Genomic DNA, 17,372 nt, shown 5'->3' with positions numbered 1-17,372 from the left:
GAAACTCCTCTCTAATGGAACTCACGCTTAAAAACGCTATTCCTTTGTACCACGAGTTTGAGTTTTCGTCTTGTTTTGCGCGCTAAGCGCTTCCGCCTGCGCTGGCCAAGCATCACGACTAGCACAGCCTTTAAATCCCGGAAAATGCGTGTCAGCCCAGGCCACATTCTCAGCAGTCCATTTTGAAATCTGATCAAAGTGAAAGATGCCCGCAGCGTTTAAAAGCGCCTGTAACTTTGGCCCAATGCCTTTGATTTGCCCCAAGTCATCAGCGCCCGCTTTGCGCGCCATCTTTAAAAGCCGCGGCTGTTTCGCCGCAATGCCCGTTAAGCTTTCACTCGCGCTGGATTTAGCGATTTTGGCCTTTGCTCTTGACTTGCCAAGCCACGGCGTTGTCAGCGGCACTTCGCTTCCATCGATGCGCTTGAGCGTATCGTTTAGCTCAACCGCAAGCGCTGCACTGGCGTTATGGGCTTGCCGGTTAGCTTCATATTGCGTCAGAGACGTTGCGCCCCCCAAAGGTTCGCAAGAAAAACGACCATTTTGTGGGCCTGGCAGCGGTATTGCGCCCTCTGCCATTTTATCGATCAACGCAGCAAAGCCGTCTACCGTTAGGTTTTCGTAATAATCCTTGCCGATCTGGGCCATTGGTGCGTTTGTACAAGAACCCAAACATTCAACCTCTTCCCAGCTGAACTTCCCGTCAGCTGATAGCTGATGGGCCTCGGAAGCGATTTTCTCCCGACAAACTGAAATCAGATCTTCCGCGCCACAAATCATACAAGATGTGGTTCCACAGACTTGAATATGCGCAATAGATCCAACAGGTTGCAATTGAAACATAAAGTAAAATGTCGCCACTTCCAAAGCCCGCATATACGCCAAGCCGAGCATATCTGCCACGGCTTCAATGGCAGGGCGTGGCAACCAACCCACTTGTTCTTGCGCGCGCCAAAGAAGCGGGATGATCGCCGAAGCTTGGCGGCCTTCGGGGTATTTGCTGATTTGCGCTTCCGCCCAAGCTTTATTCGCAGGCGTAAACTCAAAACTATCCGGTTGATCAGGGTGTAAGCGGCGCAGCATCAGCGGTCAATCTCTCCAAAAACAACGTCCATCGTACCAATGATTGCAGCCACATCCGCAAGTTGGTGCCCAGACGCGATGTAATCCATAGCTTGCAAATGCAAGAACCCTGGCGCACGCAACTTTGCCCGATACGGTTTATTGCTTCCATCCGCCACCAAATACACGCCAAACTCACCTTTCGGAGCTTCTACCGCCGCGTAAACTTCACCGGCGGGAACATGAAAACCTTCCGTGTAGAGTTTAAAATGATGAATAAGCGCTTCCATCGATTGCTTCATCTCGGTGCGCTTTGGCGGTGTCAGCTTACCACGCGCCAAAATATCGCCCTTTTCGACACGTAACTTAGCAATGGCCTGCCGAATAATCGAAACCGATTGGCGCATTTCTTCCATCCGCACCAAATACCGATCATAACAATCCCCGTTCTTTCCAACCGGGATTTGAAACTCAAACTCATCATAGCACTCATAAGGCTGTGCCCGCCGTAGATCCCAAGCCAAACCGGATCCACGCACCATCACGCCCGAGAAGCCGTAATTCAGAATATCTTCTTCGCTGATCACACCAATATCGGCATTGCGCTGCTTGAAAATTCGGTTTTCTGTTAATAGCCCATCGATGTCATCCATCACTTCTGGAAACGCCAAGGCCCAAGCCTCTATATCATCGATCAAATCATCGCCGATATCCTGATGCACCCCTCCGGGACGGAAATAAGCCGCATGCAAACGCGCGCCGGAAGCGCGTTCATAAAACACCATCAGCTTTTCACGCTCTTCGAATCCCCAAAGAGGCGGCGTCAAGGCGCCCACATCCATTGCCTGCGTTGTCACATTCAACAAGTGATTTAAAACGCGGCCTATTTCACTGTAAAGAACCCGTATCAGCGAGGCACGACGTGGCACCTTAACGCCGGTCAGCTTTTCAATCGCCAAACACCACGCATGTTCTTGGTTCATCGGGGCGACATAATCCAGCCGGTCAAAATAGGGCAGGTTCTGCAAATAAGTGCGGCTTTCCATCAACTTCTCAGTGCCACGATGCAACAGGCCAATATGCGGATCGCAGCGCTCTACGATTTCGCCATCAAGCTCCAAGACCAGCCGCAACACACCATGCGCCGCCGGATGCTGAGGGCCAAAATTTATGTTGAAATTTCGAATTTTCTGTTCGCCTGTCAGCGCATCATTAAATTCGTTGGAACCATCCATCATTTCGCAGCCTCTTTTTCATCACCAGGAAGCACGTATTCAGCCCCTTCCCATGGCGACATAAAGTCAAATTGCCGGTATTCTTGCACAAGACTCACAGGCTCATACACAACACGCTTTTGCGCTTCGTCATAGCGCACCTCGGTATATCCGGTTGTCGGAAAGTCTTTGCGCAGCGGGTGCCCGCGAAACCCATAATCTGTCAGTAATCGCCTCAAATCAGGATGACCAGTAAATAAAATACCAAACATATCAAATACTTCGCGTTCAAACCAATTCGCTGAGGGATGAATATCACAGATCGATGGTAACATTTCATCTTCGCGAATTGACACCCGCAGGCGAACCCGTTTGTTTTGATACATCGATAGAAAATGATAAACGACGTCAAAACGATCGCTGCGCTCTGGATAATCGACTGCGGTAATATCTACCAAGCTCGAAAACTGACAATTCGCATCTGTCTTCAAAAAACTCACAAAATTATGCAAATTAGACGGAGCAACACAGATTGTGAGCTCATCAAACGCAATCTCCCAGCTTAAAACGCAATCCTTACGCTTATCGGCCAATTGAGCGCCTAACTCCTTCAAAGCAGAAACATTTGACTGGGTCATCGTACAATCGTTCCCGTGCGGCGGATTTTACGTTGCAAAGCCATGATCCCATACAGCAACGCTTCAGCTGTTGGTGGGCAACCGGGGACATAAATATCAACGGGCACAATGCGATCGCATCCACGCACCACGGAATAGCTGTAATGATAATAGCCGCCACCATTGGCGCATGAGCCCATGGAAATCACGTAACGCGGTTCGGGCATCTGATCATAAACTTTGCGTAATGCTGGCGCCATTTTATTGGTTAAAGTACCCGCCACAATCATCAAATCCGACTGGCGCGGGCTGGCGCGGGGTGCTGTTCCAAAACGCTCAAGATCGTAGCGAGGCATCGAGGTATGCATCATTTCAACGGCGCAACACGCCAATCCAAACGTCATCCAATGTAAGCTGCCCGTACGTGCCCAATTGATAATATCTTCTGTCGAGGTTAGCAAAAAGCCTTTATCTTGAAGCTCTCGGTTCAGCTCTTGCGTGGCAACTTCTTTATCCACACCCGCCGCGTTTACGCCCGCCATCAATCCCATTCCAGAGCCCCTTTTTTCCACTCATAGGCAAAGCCAATCGTTAAAACGCCCAAAAACACCATCATAGACCAGAATCCGACCATGCTTATATCCTTAAAGGCCACCGCCCAAGGGAATAAAAAGGCAATTTCCAAATCAAAAATAATGAAGAGGATTGAAACCAAATAGAATCGGACATCGAACTTCATTCGCGCATCGTCAAAGGCATTAAATCCGCACTCATAGGCAGAGACTTTTTCGGGATCTGGATTTCGAACAGCCACCACTACGGCGGCCAAAATAAGCAATAAGCCAAGGCCAATAGCGATGGCCATAAATACAAGTATCGGGAGGTATTCCCTTAGCAAGTCATCCACAGACGGCTCCATATTTTGGCGTTACGGTGGCAAACCCAACGCCCAGTTGGCTTGGCTCGGTTTACCCCTCTGGGAACTCGGGGTCAACATGCCAAGAGAAGAATTCACCGCCCAGAATAGCGCAACCTAACCATATTGATCGCAAACCTCTAAAATTCGGAAAATTCGATCAAAAAAATCTCGTTTCAAACCAAAAAAAATTTAATTTTGATCATTTTTTAGCTGAATAAGCAGTGCTTGCGCCTCAACATAAGCGCCCTCTTGAACAGCAATCTCATCAACCCTGGCGGAAAAAGGGGCAGAGAGCACTTGCTGCATCTTCATCGCCTCTAACGTGATCAAAGGCTGGCCCTCTTCCACCTCCTGCCCCGCGCTCACAGATACTGCAATTACAAGCCCGGGCATCGGAGCCTCGATCTGTGTTGTGCCAACAGCAGCCACTTCCGCGCGGCTTAAAGGGTCAATCAGCTTCAGCGCTATACCGCCCTGATCAAACACTGTGATATCGCGCCCCGCCCGGTGAGCGGCCGGCAAAGCCTCCCCCTCAAATTGCCACCCCGCATCGCTGTAAACCGCGAGATAATCTGCACCCTGCCATTTTAAAATAATTTGGTTTTCAATCAGCTGTACCGGCAATACGATCTGTTGCCCCTCAAAGATTACTTGCACCCTTTGTGACGCGCCTTTCCAAAGACAAAACCCGCTTAAACGCGACATGGTGACCTGGTTCCCAACTGCAGAGACCACGCCCGCCAATAGGGCGCGTGGCGTCAACTTGACCGGCGCAGTCAGCACCGATGAATTTCTAGAAATCAAACCTGTATCCAGCCGGCATGATGTGAAATCGCTAATTTGGGTTAACGCAGCGAGAAAACCCAGATTTGTCTTAATGCCGGCAATCTCAATCGCAGCCAAGCTCTGACCCATTTTATCGATCGCAGCGCGCCGATTTTGACCAAACACGATAACTTTCGCCAACATCGGGTCGTAAAATGCGCTTATCATATCATTGGCAATTACCCCAGAATCGATGCGGCACGCGCTGGGAAAGGCCAAATGCGTCAGCTGTCCCGCAATTGGCAAAAAATCTTGCTGGGGATCTTCGGCGTAAAGCCGCGCTTCGATCGCATGGCCAGTGATCTGTAAATCTTTTTGCTGCATTGGTAATTTACCGCCCGCCGCCACGTTTAACTGCCACTCCACGAGATCCACGCCGGTAATGGCTTCGGTCACAGGATGCTCAACTTGCAAACGGGTGTTCATTTCCATGAACCAAAAGCGATCTTCACGCAGCCCATCAGATCCATCAACAATGAACTCAACCGTGCCTGCTCCGCGATATTCTATAGCCTTGGCCGCTGCAACTGCGGCCTTGCCCATCACCGCGCGCATCTGCTCGGTCATCCCGGGTGCAGGCGCTTCCTCGACAACTTTTTGATGGCGCCTCTGTAAAGAGCAATCCCGTTCAAATAAATGCAGAACATCTGCCCCGTCCCCAAATACCTGTACTTCAATATGACGCGGTTGCGAAATGAATTTTTCCAGCAAAACATTGCCATTGCCAAAGGCATTTACCGCCTCAGAACGCGCCTCGGATAGGGCTGCCGCGAAGGCATTAGCAGATTTGACCAAGCGCATACCTTTCCCGCCGCCGCCCGCAACCGCCTTAATCAAAACCGGAAATCCTATTTTTTCAGCTTCTTTTTGCAAACGCGTGGGATCTTGATGGCCGGAAAACCCAGGCACCACGGGCACTCCTGCCTTCGCCATCAAGGCCTTTGCCGAATCTTTTAACCCCATGGCTCGAATGGCGCTGGCCGAGGGCCCAATAAAAACCAAGCCGGCAGCCTCTACCGCCTCAACAAATTCGGGGTTTTCAGATAAAAACCCATAACCAGGATGAATAGCCTGCGCCCCAGAGCTTAAAGCGGCTGCAATTATTTTTTCACCGCAAAGATAGCTTTGCGCTGGCAATGCGCCACCAATATGCACCGCGTGATCGGCTTGCAAAACATGTTGTGCATTCTGATCCGCATCGGAATACACCGCAATGCAACGCACGCCCATGCGCTGGGCGCTGCGCATCACGCGCAAGGCAATTTCACCACGATTCGCGATTAAAATAGCCTCAAACATGTAAACCCCCTATCTGCGGTTTCATGCCAAACTGACCAAATATAGATTGGATTACGCGCGCTGCGCCTCCGCTTATGTTACATTCTAAATAGGCCAAAGCGGGTCTCCTCTATGGGCGCGTTCAAGGCCGCCCGCAACGAGCAATAAAGCGTTTCACGGGTTTTTCGCGGATCAATGATCCCGTCATCCCAAAGCCGCGCCGAGGCGTAAAGCGGATGCGATTGCTCTTCAAACATATCCAAAGTGGGTTTTTGAAATGCCGCTTCTTCTTCAGCGGACCAAACGCCGCCCGCCCGCTCGATATTATCACGCTTCAACGCGGCCAGAACTTGCGCCGCTTGCGCGCCGCCCATCACCGAAATTCGACTATTCGGCCAAGTCCATAAAAAACGCGGCTGATAAGCCCGCCCCGACATACCGTAATTTCCCGCCCCAAAACTGCCCCCGATCAGAACCGTCACTTTTGGCACCGCCGTGGTGGCAACCGCTGTCACCATTTTTGCACCATGGCGGGCGATACCTTCATTCTCATAGCGCTGCCCCACCATAAAGCCTGTAATATTTTGTAAAAACACCAGTGGTATTTTTCGCTGGCTGCAAAGTTCAATGAAATGCGCGCCTTTTTGCGCGGCTTCGCTTAGCAAGACCCCGTTATTGGCGACAATTCCGACAGGGCACCCCATCACATGCGCGAAGCCTGTTACCAAAGTTGTGCCAAAACGGGCTTTAAACTCATCAAACCGTGACCCATCAACCAAGCGCGCCAACACTTCGCGTATATCATATTGACTGCGCAAATCTCGCGGCACAACGCCTAAGATTTCACTTGGATCATATTGGGGGTCCTCAACAGGTTGCAAATTTGGCAGCTCCAGTTTTGGACGGTTGAGATTGGCCACAGCTTGGCGCGCCAAAGCCAGCGCATGGTCATCATCCTCAGCCAGATAATCAGCCACCCCGGATAGGCGCGTATGCACATCAGCGCCACCAAGATCTTCGGCGCTTACAACTTCCCCCGTGGCAGCTTTGACCAAGGGAGGACCGGCTAAGAAAATCGTTCCCGCGCCGCGCACGATAATTGTGATATCAGACATCGCCGGAACATAGGCACCGCCCGCAGTGCAAGAGCCCATCACCACGGCAAGTTGAGCGATGCCTTTGGCAGACATTCTGGCTTGATTGTAAAAAATCCGCCCAAAATGGTCTCGATCGGGGAAAACCTCATCTTGATTGGGCAAGTTGGCACCGCCACTATCCACCAGATATAGGCAGGGCAAATGACATTCTTCTGCGATCTCTTGCGCGCGCAAATGCTTTTTCACGCTCATTGGGTAATAGGTTCCCCCCTTCACCGTGGCATCATTGCAAATGATCATACAGTCCCGACCGTGCACCTGACCAATACCCGCAACCAACCCGGCCGATGGCGCATCGCCATTATACAGCCCATGCGCCGCGGTTGCGCCAATTTCCAAAAACGCGCTTCCATAATCCAACAGATTGGCCACCCGCGCGCGCGGCAACATTTTGCCGCGGTCCAGATGCCGCTGCCGGGCCTTTTCGCCGCCGCCAGCCGCTGCAAGCTCGGCCGCCGAGCGAACCAATTCTAGGCTTTCCAAATGCGCAGATTGGTTACTCATGAAATCTTCTGATGCCGTTTTTATTTTAGAGAAAAGACGCATTTTGACCTCCGATAAACGCTGCCTGCAAATCATCAGAGCCAAGAGGCGTCCGAGATGTACCGATCAATTGCCCCCAAGGCGCGATCAAAAAGCGGTAGGGTGCTGCCGCGCCTGGCTGGCAAATCACCTCAAGGCGCACCCAAAATAAATCATGCGGCGTTGCATAGCAATCGCTCTCAGACCCGCTATGCCCCTCTTTAGAGGAGACAATGATATAATGCCTTGCGTAAAAGGTGATGGTTGCTGTCTCATCCAAAACGGCAGCTTTCACCCCCAAACGCAACGCCAAAAAAAGTAAGAGCAGGCAAAACACGCCAAGAACCAACCACGCGGGATGCAAGTTACGCAGCCTCACCTGACGCCCGTCTTCATGGCAGCCATTATGATCCGCATCTTCCCCATCAGCGCATCGCCGACATCAGCTCTCGACCGATCAACATACGCCGAATTTCAGACGTACCGGCACCAATTTCCATCAATTTTGCATCTCTAAAAAGGCGCGCAACCGGCGCGTCAGCCAGAAACCCTGCCCCGCCCATCGCCTGCACGGCTTGGTGGGCTATTTTCATCGCTTGCTCGGATGCATAAAGCACGCAACCGGCGGCATCTTGGCGGGTAATTTCGCCCCGATCACAGGCTTTTGCCGCCTCATAAACATAGGCTCGGGCTGAATTCATCGCTGTATACATATCTGCAATTTTGCCCTGCATCAGTTGAAAATCCCCGATACTTTGGCCGAATTGTTTGCGTTCAACCAAATAAGGCATCACCTCATCCAGACAGGCGGCCATAATCCCAGTACCAATTCCCGATAAGACAACCCGCTCGTAATCCAAACCCGACATAAGAACCTTGGCCCCTTTGCCCTCTTCCCCCAAAACGTTTTCAAACGGCACTTCAACATCTTCAAAAATAAGTTCCGCCGTGTTGGACCCGCGCATGCCTAACTTGTCAAAATGAGTTGAGGTCGAAAAGCCTGACATTGCTTTTTCGATCAAAAAGGCAGTAATACCTTTTGAGCCTGCTTCCGGATCGGTTTTGGCATAAACAACCAATGTATCCGCATCAGGCCCATTGGTGATCCAATATTTGCTGCCATTTAACCTATAATAACCGTTTCGTTTTTCCGCGCATAACTGCATTGAAACCACATCAGACCCCGCTGCAGGTTCTGACATCGCCAAGGCCCCAATATGGTGTCCCGACACCAGCTTGGGAAGATATTTTTGTTTTTGCTCTTCAGTGCCGTTTAAACTGATTTGGTTGACGCACAGGTTTGAATGCGCGCCATATGATAAAGCCACGCTCGCGCTGGCGCGGGCAATTTCTTCAATCGCCACAGTATGCGCTAAATAGCCCATCTCAGCGCCACCATGCGCGCCCGAAATGGTAATGCCGAGCAATCCCATTTTCCCAAGCTCTTGCCAAAGCGCATCAGGAAATTTGTTTGACCGGTCAATTTGGCCAGCTAAGGGGCGGATACGATCTTGAGAAAATCGATGCACCACATCCTGCAGCGCTTGCACATCTTCGCCAAGATCAAACCGCATAGAGGCTAAGAACATATCGCACTCCATTTATTGAACACTTGTTCATTAAATGGATTACTTTGGATCAATAGTCAATAGTTTTACACCAGCAATCGCAGCCCCAAAAGCGCAAAAAAACCCAAGCAGACCCTCGCTTTGAATACGAAGAAAAGTAAATTTAACCGTTAAAACGGTGTGAACCTTTGACGACAATTTGCACGTGAATTTTATCTATATGCGAGAATTATGTCGTTGAGAGCCTTTTCAGGTGCTCAAAAACGTCCTGGTTAGGGATTTGGCCCCAAAGAAGCCATTTTTATATTTAATTGAGATTTTATAGACCAATGCATTTCTGATTTTATCATTTGTTACTTAAATAAGGAATTTATCATAAAACAGGTTTCGATTGTTGCATGGCTTTTGTTTACGCTTAGTCCCGCATTCACCGCCGCCGATCACATTTGCCTTGGCTCGGGCCCTCAAACACCCCGTGATATCTCTCAAAAATTTGGCACCAATACCAGCAGCTTTAATCTCGCACCGAGCTATCGCGATATGAACTTATGCAACATAAACACCCACACTTTCGCTGAGCATAAAGGCCCTGGATTCTCAATTTCCGCTAATAATGGACAAACTGACGGATATCGCTGCAATGACACTGCAGGACTATCTCAAGAAGAACTCACAGATCTAACGCATGGAAGTGGCGCTTTTCAAGGCGTCGCCCCGGGTGATACGATTGAAGTGCATTGGGTATATTCCTCTTGCGCCGTTCAGCCAGGTCAAGGATTAACCTTTTGCTTCATGCCGCTTGTGCAACCCGGCAATTTCGGCAGGAAGCGCAAGTCTTTTTTAATTGATCAACAACTCATATGCCCTGAACCTTCAAACCAAAATATAAGACAAAACGGTGATTGATGCGCGCCATCAAGCGAAGAATCTGCAAACCTATACTGGAACGACAATCGTTTTTGCAGGTTTTCAACCGGCCCAAAAAATACGGCTAAAAATGCTCACCCCATCAAGTCACCTGGAGCGTTCGTCTAAAATGCGAAAAGTTAGATATGGCATCTTTGCATGACTGGGCGGCCAATGGGAATATTTTCAACGCAAGTCACTCTTATGGAGTTCGCGCGCCTGTCACTGAATCAGTGCTGTCTGCCACGATAAATGAAGCACAATCTGCTTATATTGCGGTTTGGGCCGCGCTATCTGCAAGCTGGTAGAGCGCGCCCACTTCTGCGCGAATAATACGCCCAATCACCGCGCAATCTTCGAGGCTGAAAGTAAGCGGCAAGCGCATATCGATCACCCCAGCCAAAACACGGTCGCTTTTTGGCATTGCAGATGATGGGGCATAGCGCCAACTGTCATAACGTGATGTGAAACCGGTCGGCTCTTGCCCGCCAAACCACTTCAACTCAACCCCTCTTGAAGCACAGCGCGCCAGCATCTTTTCAATCCTGTCAGCTGCCCAATCTAGCAATAAAAACTGAATAGATGACCCGACATAGCTTTCTTGTTCTGGTCGCGATATCAGCGTTAACCCCGGCGTATGCGCAAGCGCGGCTTCAACGGCTTGATAGCGCGCGTTCCACGCCTGCGCTTGCGCCTGCAGATTGGCCAATTGTGGACGCAGGATTGCGGCGCGCAAATGATCCATCCGGCCGGAAACATTGGGCGTGTGATACCGGACATCGTCAAAATGGCTGGCCGCCGGTGCGGCAATATGGCGATCATAAAGCATGTAAGATCCCGACAATATAACCGCTTTGGCCATCACATCCGCATCATCAGTGACCAAAAATCCGCCCTCGCCCGAATTTATATGTTTGTAAGTTTGTGTTGAATAACACCCCACCACTCCATGACGCCCAGACCATGTTTCACGCCATTTCGCACCCATCGTATGCGCACAATCCTCAATAACTCGGACGCCTGCATGCTCACAGATTTTAATCAACTGATCCATGTCGCAAATATGCCCACGCATGTGGCTGAGCATAAGCACATCCGCTTGTGCAATTTTTGCCTGCAAATCCTCTAGGTCGATCACCAGATCTTCGGTCACCCCAACATAAACCGGTATGGCGCCAACAGAAGCAATAGAGCCGGGAACCGGCGCAAGCGTAAACGCATTGGTTAAAACCTTATCACCTGGCTGCACATCCAATGCGCGCAGCGCCGTTGCCAACGCATATCCGCCCGAAGCAACCGCCAAGCAAAACGAAGCCTCCACGCTTGCTGCAAATTCCTGCTCGAGCAAAGCCACATGACCTGGCTCACCCTTTGCAACATTATAGCGATGCAATCGACCGCTTCGCATCACGGCCACCGCAGCTTCTATTGCCGCTTCCGGGATGGGTTCCTGCTGGGTGAATTCACCGGTGAATATTTCTGTCATAATACGTTGTTGCCTCTTCAAAAGCGAAGGTCAAGAGCGCAAACCCTCCCGGTTGCGCCAAGACCAGATTATCACCGCTTTGTAAGCCTTTGGCCCTACGCGCGATCACCGCATCGCCAAGCGTGCAATCAAGGGCGGCAGCTCTTCAAAAGACTCTATTACCGCTTCAGGCCTCAGCGCACGGATTTCTTGTGAAAGCGCTGACCCTTTGGGATGAAAATCAACCAAAATGCTGGGCACATTTGCAGCCCTTGCTGTGGAATGGTCGGTGAGCGTGTCTCCGATCATAAACGCCTTTTCAGGCAGGCCGCCGGCTTGGCGAACCGCTTCAAAAAATGGCTCCGGATCGGGCTTTCGCACGGATAAACTGTCAGCCCCAATCAGCGAGTCAAACAGCGCACGCTGCCCCATGCGGACCATCAGATCATCGGCAAGAGCAAATGGTTTATTCGTGCAAATGCCAATTTTAAACCCCGCAGACTTCAAATCTTGAACCGCTTGAAGCGCACCAGGGTAAAAAGTGGTGAAGCGATTGATTGAAGCGCCATACGCCTGCAAAAGAACCGGATAGAATTCATCAATCACCGCTTGATCAAATTTTCCCAATCGGGTCAACCCGAGGGTCAACATCGCCCGCCCGCCCCGCAAGGCGGTCGCAGCATCCTCAGGCCAGGTCAAAAGCTCGGGATGACCCATCTGTGCAAAACAAAAATTTGCGGCCGCCAATAAATCGCCGCTGGTATCAGCCAAAGTCCCGTCTAAATCAAAAATAACTGTTTGCATTGCCCCTGCCGATACATTGTTCGGCGGTTAACTGCCACGACCCGTAACATTGTGCAATGAAACTTGTGCAGCGCGGGCTTGCGCTTTGTGGCCCACCCGATAAAAGAGCCTTGCACTTTTAGTAATGGGTTGAGATCTTATGCAAACCGCCATTGTGATTTTAGCAGCAGGCAAAGGCACTCGGATGAAATCAGAGATGCCAAAGGTTTTGCATGAAGTTGCCGGCGCGCCACTACTCATGCATTGCATGAAAACAGCGCAAACAATCGAGCCCGAACATTTGATCATCGTGGCAGGTCACGGCAGCGAAGATGTTACAAAAGCGGCCGAAACCTACGCGCCAGATAGCCAAATTGTGACGCAAAGCGCGCAATTGGGCACCGCGCATGCCGTTGCGCAAAGCCGCGAAATTTTAAGCGGCTTTGAAGGCGATCTCATCATTCTTTATGGCGACACGCCCTTTATAAGGCCAGAAACGCTTGAAAAGCTGGCGCAAGCCCGGCAAAAAAGCGACCTTGTTATCTTAGGGTTCGAAGCAAATGATCCCGGCCATTACGGCCGTTTGATCACATCCGGAACAGATTTACTTGAAATCGTTGAATATAAAGAGGCTAACGCGGCACAAAAAGATATTACGATTTGTAACAGTGGCGTTTTGGCTGGCCCAGCTCAACTAATCTTCCAACTGATCGAGCAGGTCGAAACCTCCAACAAAGCTGGTGAGCTTTACCTAACCGATTGCATTGCTTTGGCGCGCGCCGCTGGAAAATCTGCGAGCGTGGTGACATGCCCCGAGGCAGAAACGCTTGGGGTAAATTCTCGGCGCGATCTCGCACAAGCTGAGCAGGTCTTTCAAAACAATGCGCGCGCGGCTTTAATGGATGCAGGCGTTAGCCTATTGGCGCCTGAAACAGTGTTTTTAAGCTTTGATACGGTGATTGGCCGCGACGCTCTGATTGAACAAAACGTGGTCTTCGGCGTTGGTGTCACGGTTGAAACCGGCGCAAAAATCCGTGCTTTTAGCCATTTGGAGGGATGCCATGTGTCGCGAGAGGCGGTGATTGGCCCTTATGCTCGCTTGCGCCCGGGGGCTGAAGTTGCAAATGCTGCCAAGATTGGAAATTTTGTTGAAATAAAAAATGCCCAAATTGGCGAAGGCGCGAAAGTCAACCACCTAAGCTATATTGGCGATGCCGATATTGGCTCAGACAGCAATATTGGCGCGGGCACAATCACCTGTAATTATGACGGGGTGATGAAACATCATACGCAAATCGGCCAGAACGTTTTTATCGGTTCAAATACCATGCTGGTCGCACCGGTTGGCATTGGCGATGGAGCAATGACAGCAAGCGGCGCTGTCATCACCAAAAATGTTCCTGAAGATGCGCTGGCCCTTGCGCGCGCCGAGCAAATCAACAAGCCGGGACTAGCGCGAAAACTTCGTAAACTTTTGGCCAAACGGAAACAGCAAAAAGAAACTGGACAAAGCTGATGTGTGGAATTGTTGGAGTTTTAGGGAAAAATGAAGTTGCCCCTATACTTGTCGAGTCGTTAAAGCGGCTTGAATATCGCGGCTATGACAGCGCCGGGGTTGCCACAATTGAACATGGGAAGTTGGACCGCAGACGGGCCGTTGGCAAATTGGTTGAATTAAGCGATGTGCTGGTGCGCGAACCGTTGCGCGGCCGCGCGGGCATTGGGCATACAAGATGGGCCACCCACGGAAAGCCCACGCTATCAAATGCCCATCCGCATCAATTTGGCGCTGTAAGCGTAGTCCACAACGGAATTGTAGAGAATTTCCGCGAATTGCGGCGTGAATTATCCGAGCACAATATCCACGCTGAAACCGATACTGACACCGAAACCATTGCGATGCTTACGGGGCATTTTATTGCCCAAGGGCAAAGCCCTATCGACGCGGCGCGCAGCACGTTGAAAAAGCTAGATGGCGCATTTGCGGTTTGTTTTTTATTCGCCGGATATGACGATTTGATGATCGCAGCACGCAAGGGCTCACCCCTGGCGATCGGGTATGGCAAGGGGGAGATGTTTGTTGGATCGGATGCAATTGCCTTAACGCCTTTAACCAACCAACTCAGCTATCTTGAAGAGGGCGATTTTGCCATTTTAACTCGGCAAAGCGTGGAGATCCATGACAAAGACGGCCAACCCGTTCAACGCGAAAAGCGGATCATTCGCGGCGATAGCAGCCGCTATGACAAGGATGGTTACACCCATTTCATGGAAAAAGAGGTTTTTGAGCAACCCAGCGTAATAAAAACCGCAATCACTCAATATTTCAATCCAAAAAAATCGCAAGAAACGCGGCTTAAAGATATAGATTTCAGTCGTTTTGATAGAGTTTTGCTGATCGCATGCGGCACTGGCTATTATGCCTGCCTCACAGCAAAATACTGGCTGGAACAATTGGCAGATATGCCCGCTGAAATCGATATTGCTTCGGAATTTCGATATCGCGAGCCGCCCATTACCCCAAATACTTTAGCGATCTTCGTCAGCCAATCCGGAGAAACCGCAGATACCCTGGCTGCGCTGCGCTATTGCGCGGGAAAAGCCGCTGAAATTTGGTCGGTAACCAATGTCGCGGAAAGCTCAATCGCCCGCGAAAGTGACGTCAATTTTCCTATTTACGCCGGAATTGAAATCGGTGTTGCATCAACAAAAGCCTTCACCTGCCAATTAACGGTTCTGCTCGCAATCGCAATGAAAGCAGCCGAGGCGCGCGGCTCTATGAGCGCGCGCGCGCACGAAACCTTATCACAGGCAATTTTGGATCTGCCGGCCTTAATCAACCGAGCGCTTGATCAGCGCGAGGCCTATCAAACAGTTGCCAATGATCTGGCGAAAAGCCAAGATATCTTATTTCTTGGGAGGGGTTTAATGTATCCACTGGCGCTTGAAGGGGCGCTAAAGCTAAAAGAGCTCAGCTATATACACGCCGAAGCTTATGCAGCGGGTGAATTGAAGCACGGACCGATTGCGTTGGTGGATGGCGCAGTGCCGGTGGTTGTGTTTGCCCCTAAAGATACATTATTCGAAAAAACCATGTCCAACATGCAAGAAGTGATGGCACGCAAAGGCAAAATAGCCCTTTTCTCTGAACCTTCAGGGCTTGAAGTAGCTGGAGAAGAACCTTGGCATAAAGTTTCCATGCCGCCTTGCCATGAAGCACTCACGCCAATTTTATACGCCATTCCCGCGCAATTATTGGCCTATTACACTGCCGTGACGATGGGGACGGATGTTGACCAACCGCGGAATTTGGCTAAGTCGGTCACAGTGGAATAGATTTCGCAATATAAAATGCGAGGATGTTGATTACGGTTTTGACATCAAAGTTGTGACCCAAATCCTTACATTAAAGGACATACCGGAAGACCAACTTAAACGTCTTCTATTGATTGAGACCCTTTATGAAAAGGGTCTCAATTCTGTTCAAATCTCCGATTTTCTCAATAGTCAGCAGATCTCTACCCCTACTGGTCTTTCTTATAACCCAAAACTTGTTTGGGTTACTCACAACAAATTTCAAAAGAGAAAAGAACGGATCAACGGCACTTTTGTGTCGGTTGACCAAGACTACTTTTATATCAGAGAAGGAGTGAAGTTTTGGACCGTGTAGCAATTTATGGTCGAGTATCAACAACTGAACAGACCTCGGATAATCAGATCAATTTCCTACAAGAAATCGTAAGTCGAAACGGTTGGGAATTGGTTCAAACATATGTTGATGAGGGAATATCAGGGACCAAGGGACGAGACAAAAGACCAGAGTTTGATCGACTTTGTAAGGATATGGTAAGAAGAAAATTCAACAGAATTCTCGTGTGGGATATCTCTCGTTTAGGTCGCTCACTCCAGCATCTAGTTGAATTTCTGAATGAAGTTCAGTCGGTCAACTGTCACTTATACATTCACCAGTCGGGACTTGACACCTCTACCCCTTCTGGTCGGATGATGTTTCAAATGGTGGGTGTGTTTTCAGAATTTGAAAGGTCGATGATCTCAGAACGGGTCAAGTTAGGATTGGAGAGGGTTAAATCCAAAGGGACTAAGTTAGGCAGACCAACTAAGATAGATGAAGAAACGAAAGTTAGAATTTGGTCACTCATAGACGAAGGGACGTCACTTTCAGAGGTATCAAGGGTTCTTCAAATTTCTAAAATGTCGGTTTCGAGGGTGAATCGAGAAAGAAATCCATGACATTGGATTAGTAACTGGTAACATGATTTCTTATAAGAAATCTATATTGTGGGGAGGACAGACATGTCAAAGAGTGATGGTGATTATTCATTAATTCACACCCCTGATGGTCAAACTAGACCGGACGAGCAAACTGACACTAAATTTTCATTCACAAACTTCTCTAAAGAGTTTGATGATCATATCGACAAATCTATCCGAGGTTATTCGACCCTTAGACAAGATGTTCTGTCACTGAGTCGATCCACAACGAAGAAATAGACTAATCGCAATAGCGGTTAGACCAGATATTTGTCGCAAGGTAGGCATAAAATCAGAAAGGGATCTCCTAGAGATTTATCCTCAGGGATCAATCTATGAACCAACACTTAAAGATGGACTTCAGGGTTTGGAAATAGATCCGACGCAAAGAAATTATCTATTAATGTCGTCAGTGAAGTCCTCTGCCTATGAGATATTGAAGTCTATTCCTAAAAATCCATCCCGCCCGATTGGAGTTGGTAATATCGATCCGGACTGGACATCGGATTTTAACCTAGTTCGAGCAAGTTGGGATCACCCATCTCCAACTCTGACCCAGATGGGACAACAAGGTGGTGGCGGTGGAATCCACCATCCCGATGAAGATAGAGTCTTTACGACTGATGAACTCAAAAGATTAATGGGGTTGCCGGATGACTTCCGTTTGACCGGGACCTTTAACCAAAAAGCAGAACGATGTGGACGGATGGTTACACCTCCCTTGTATAAACATCTATCAAGGTCGATATATGAAAAAGTGATCCTCCCATCACGATAAAGGATA

15 protein-coding genes are annotated in these 17,372 nt (G+C 49.6%); 4 read left to right on the top strand and 11 right to left on the bottom strand.

What is annotated here, in order from left to right; all coding sequences use genetic code 11:
• Positions 1-36: 36 nt before the first annotated feature.
• The 11 genes from nuoE to GN241_08130 all read right to left on the bottom strand — a co-directional run bounded on the left by nuoE (position 37) and on the right by GN241_08130 (position 12,337).
• Positions 37-1,083 carry an NADH-quinone oxidoreductase subunit NuoE gene (nuoE, locus tag GN241_08180; protein ID XAT57345.1) on the bottom strand — a complete coding sequence of 349 codons (1,047 nt, stop codon included), beginning with the start codon at positions 1,081-1,083 and terminating at the stop codon, positions 37-39.
• Positions 1,083-2,300, bottom strand: a complete 1,218-nt coding sequence (locus GN241_08175) for an NADH-quinone oxidoreductase subunit D (GenBank protein XAT57344.1) — start codon at positions 2,298-2,300, stop codon at positions 1,083-1,085. Before GN241_08175 ends, nuoE begins: the two co-directional genes overlap by 1 nt.
• Positions 2,297-2,914, bottom strand: a complete 618-nt coding sequence (locus tag GN241_08170) for an NADH-quinone oxidoreductase subunit C (GenBank protein ID XAT57343.1) — start codon at positions 2,912-2,914, stop codon at positions 2,297-2,299. The genes GN241_08175 and GN241_08170 overlap by 4 nt, the downstream gene beginning before the upstream one ends.
• Positions 2,911-3,435: an NADH-quinone oxidoreductase subunit B gene (locus GN241_08165; protein ID XAT59223.1), complete on the bottom strand. Its 525-nt coding sequence runs from the start codon at positions 3,433-3,435 to the stop codon at positions 2,911-2,913. The genes GN241_08170 and GN241_08165 overlap by 4 nt, the downstream gene beginning before the upstream one ends.
• On the bottom strand, positions 3,435-3,800 hold the full coding sequence (locus tag GN241_08160) for an NADH-quinone oxidoreductase subunit A (GenBank protein XAT57342.1): 366 nt from the start codon (positions 3,798-3,800) through the stop codon (positions 3,435-3,437). The genes GN241_08165 and GN241_08160 overlap by 1 nt, the downstream gene beginning before the upstream one ends.
• Before the next feature lie 201 nt (positions 3,801-4,001).
• Positions 4,002-5,936: a biotin/lipoyl-binding protein gene (locus GN241_08155; GenBank protein XAT57341.1), complete on the bottom strand. Its 1,935-nt coding sequence runs from the start codon at positions 5,934-5,936 to the stop codon at positions 4,002-4,004.
• Positions 5,937-6,013: 77 nt separating this feature from the next.
• Positions 6,014-7,618, bottom strand: a complete 1,605-nt coding sequence (locus GN241_08150) for a methylcrotonoyl-CoA carboxylase (GenBank protein ID XAT57340.1) — start codon at positions 7,616-7,618, stop codon at positions 6,014-6,016.
• Entirely contained in the window at positions 7,602-7,973 is a 372-nt protein-coding gene (locus tag GN241_08145) for a hypothetical protein (GenBank protein XAT57339.1), read from the bottom strand. Before GN241_08145 ends, GN241_08150 begins: the two co-directional genes overlap by 17 nt.
• A gap of 46 nt (positions 7,974-8,019) precedes the next feature.
• A complete protein-coding gene (locus tag GN241_08140) occupies positions 8,020-9,183 on the bottom strand; it encodes an isovaleryl-CoA dehydrogenase (protein ID XAT57338.1) in 1,164 nt (387 codons plus the stop codon).
• A 1,153-nt stretch (positions 9,184-10,336) separates the two neighbouring features.
• Positions 10,337-11,554 (bottom strand): aminotransferase class I/II-fold pyridoxal phosphate-dependent enzyme, encoded by a 1,218-nt coding sequence (locus GN241_08135; protein XAT57337.1) that lies wholly within the window; start codon positions 11,552-11,554, stop codon positions 10,337-10,339.
• Positions 11,555-11,659: 105 nt separating this feature from the next.
• On the bottom strand, positions 11,660-12,337 hold the full coding sequence (locus GN241_08130; protein ID XAT57336.1) for an HAD-IA family hydrolase: 678 nt from the start codon (positions 12,335-12,337) through the stop codon (positions 11,660-11,662).
• Positions 12,338-12,476: 139 nt separating this feature from the next.
• On the opposite strand from GN241_08130, the gene glmU reads away from it, so the two are divergent.
• From glmU to GN241_08110, 4 genes are all read left to right on the top strand, one after another.
• Entirely contained in the window at positions 12,477-13,832 is a 1,356-nt protein-coding gene (gene glmU, locus GN241_08125; GenBank protein XAT57335.1) for a bifunctional UDP-N-acetylglucosamine diphosphorylase/glucosamine-1-phosphate N-acetyltransferase GlmU, read from the top strand.
• The gene (gene glmS / locus GN241_08120; protein XAT57334.1) at positions 13,832-15,652 is read left to right on the top strand and encodes a glutamine--fructose-6-phosphate transaminase (isomerizing); all 1,821 of its coding nucleotides are present in this window, start codon (positions 13,832-13,834) and stop codon (positions 15,650-15,652) included. Before glmU ends, glmS begins: the two co-directional genes overlap by 1 nt.
• 321 nt (positions 15,653-15,973) lie before the next feature.
• Complete coding sequence (locus tag GN241_08115; protein ID XAT57333.1) at positions 15,974-16,567, top strand: resolvase; 594 nt, start codon at positions 15,974-15,976, stop codon at positions 16,565-16,567.
• Positions 16,568-16,832: 265 nt separating this feature from the next.
• Positions 16,833-17,366: a hypothetical protein gene (locus GN241_08110; protein XAT57332.1), complete on the top strand. Its 534-nt coding sequence runs from the start codon at positions 16,833-16,835 to the stop codon at positions 17,364-17,366.
• Positions 17,367-17,372 lie beyond the last annotated feature (6 nt).

It is taken from the genome of Rhodobacteraceae bacterium IMCC1335, assembly GCA_039640495.1.
Taxonomy (GTDB): Bacteria; Pseudomonadota; Alphaproteobacteria; order Rhodobacterales; family Rhodobacteraceae; genus Thalassovivens.
The sequence above is the reverse complement of the archived record's forward strand: the minus strand, read 5'-3'. Positions and strand labels throughout refer to the sequence as shown.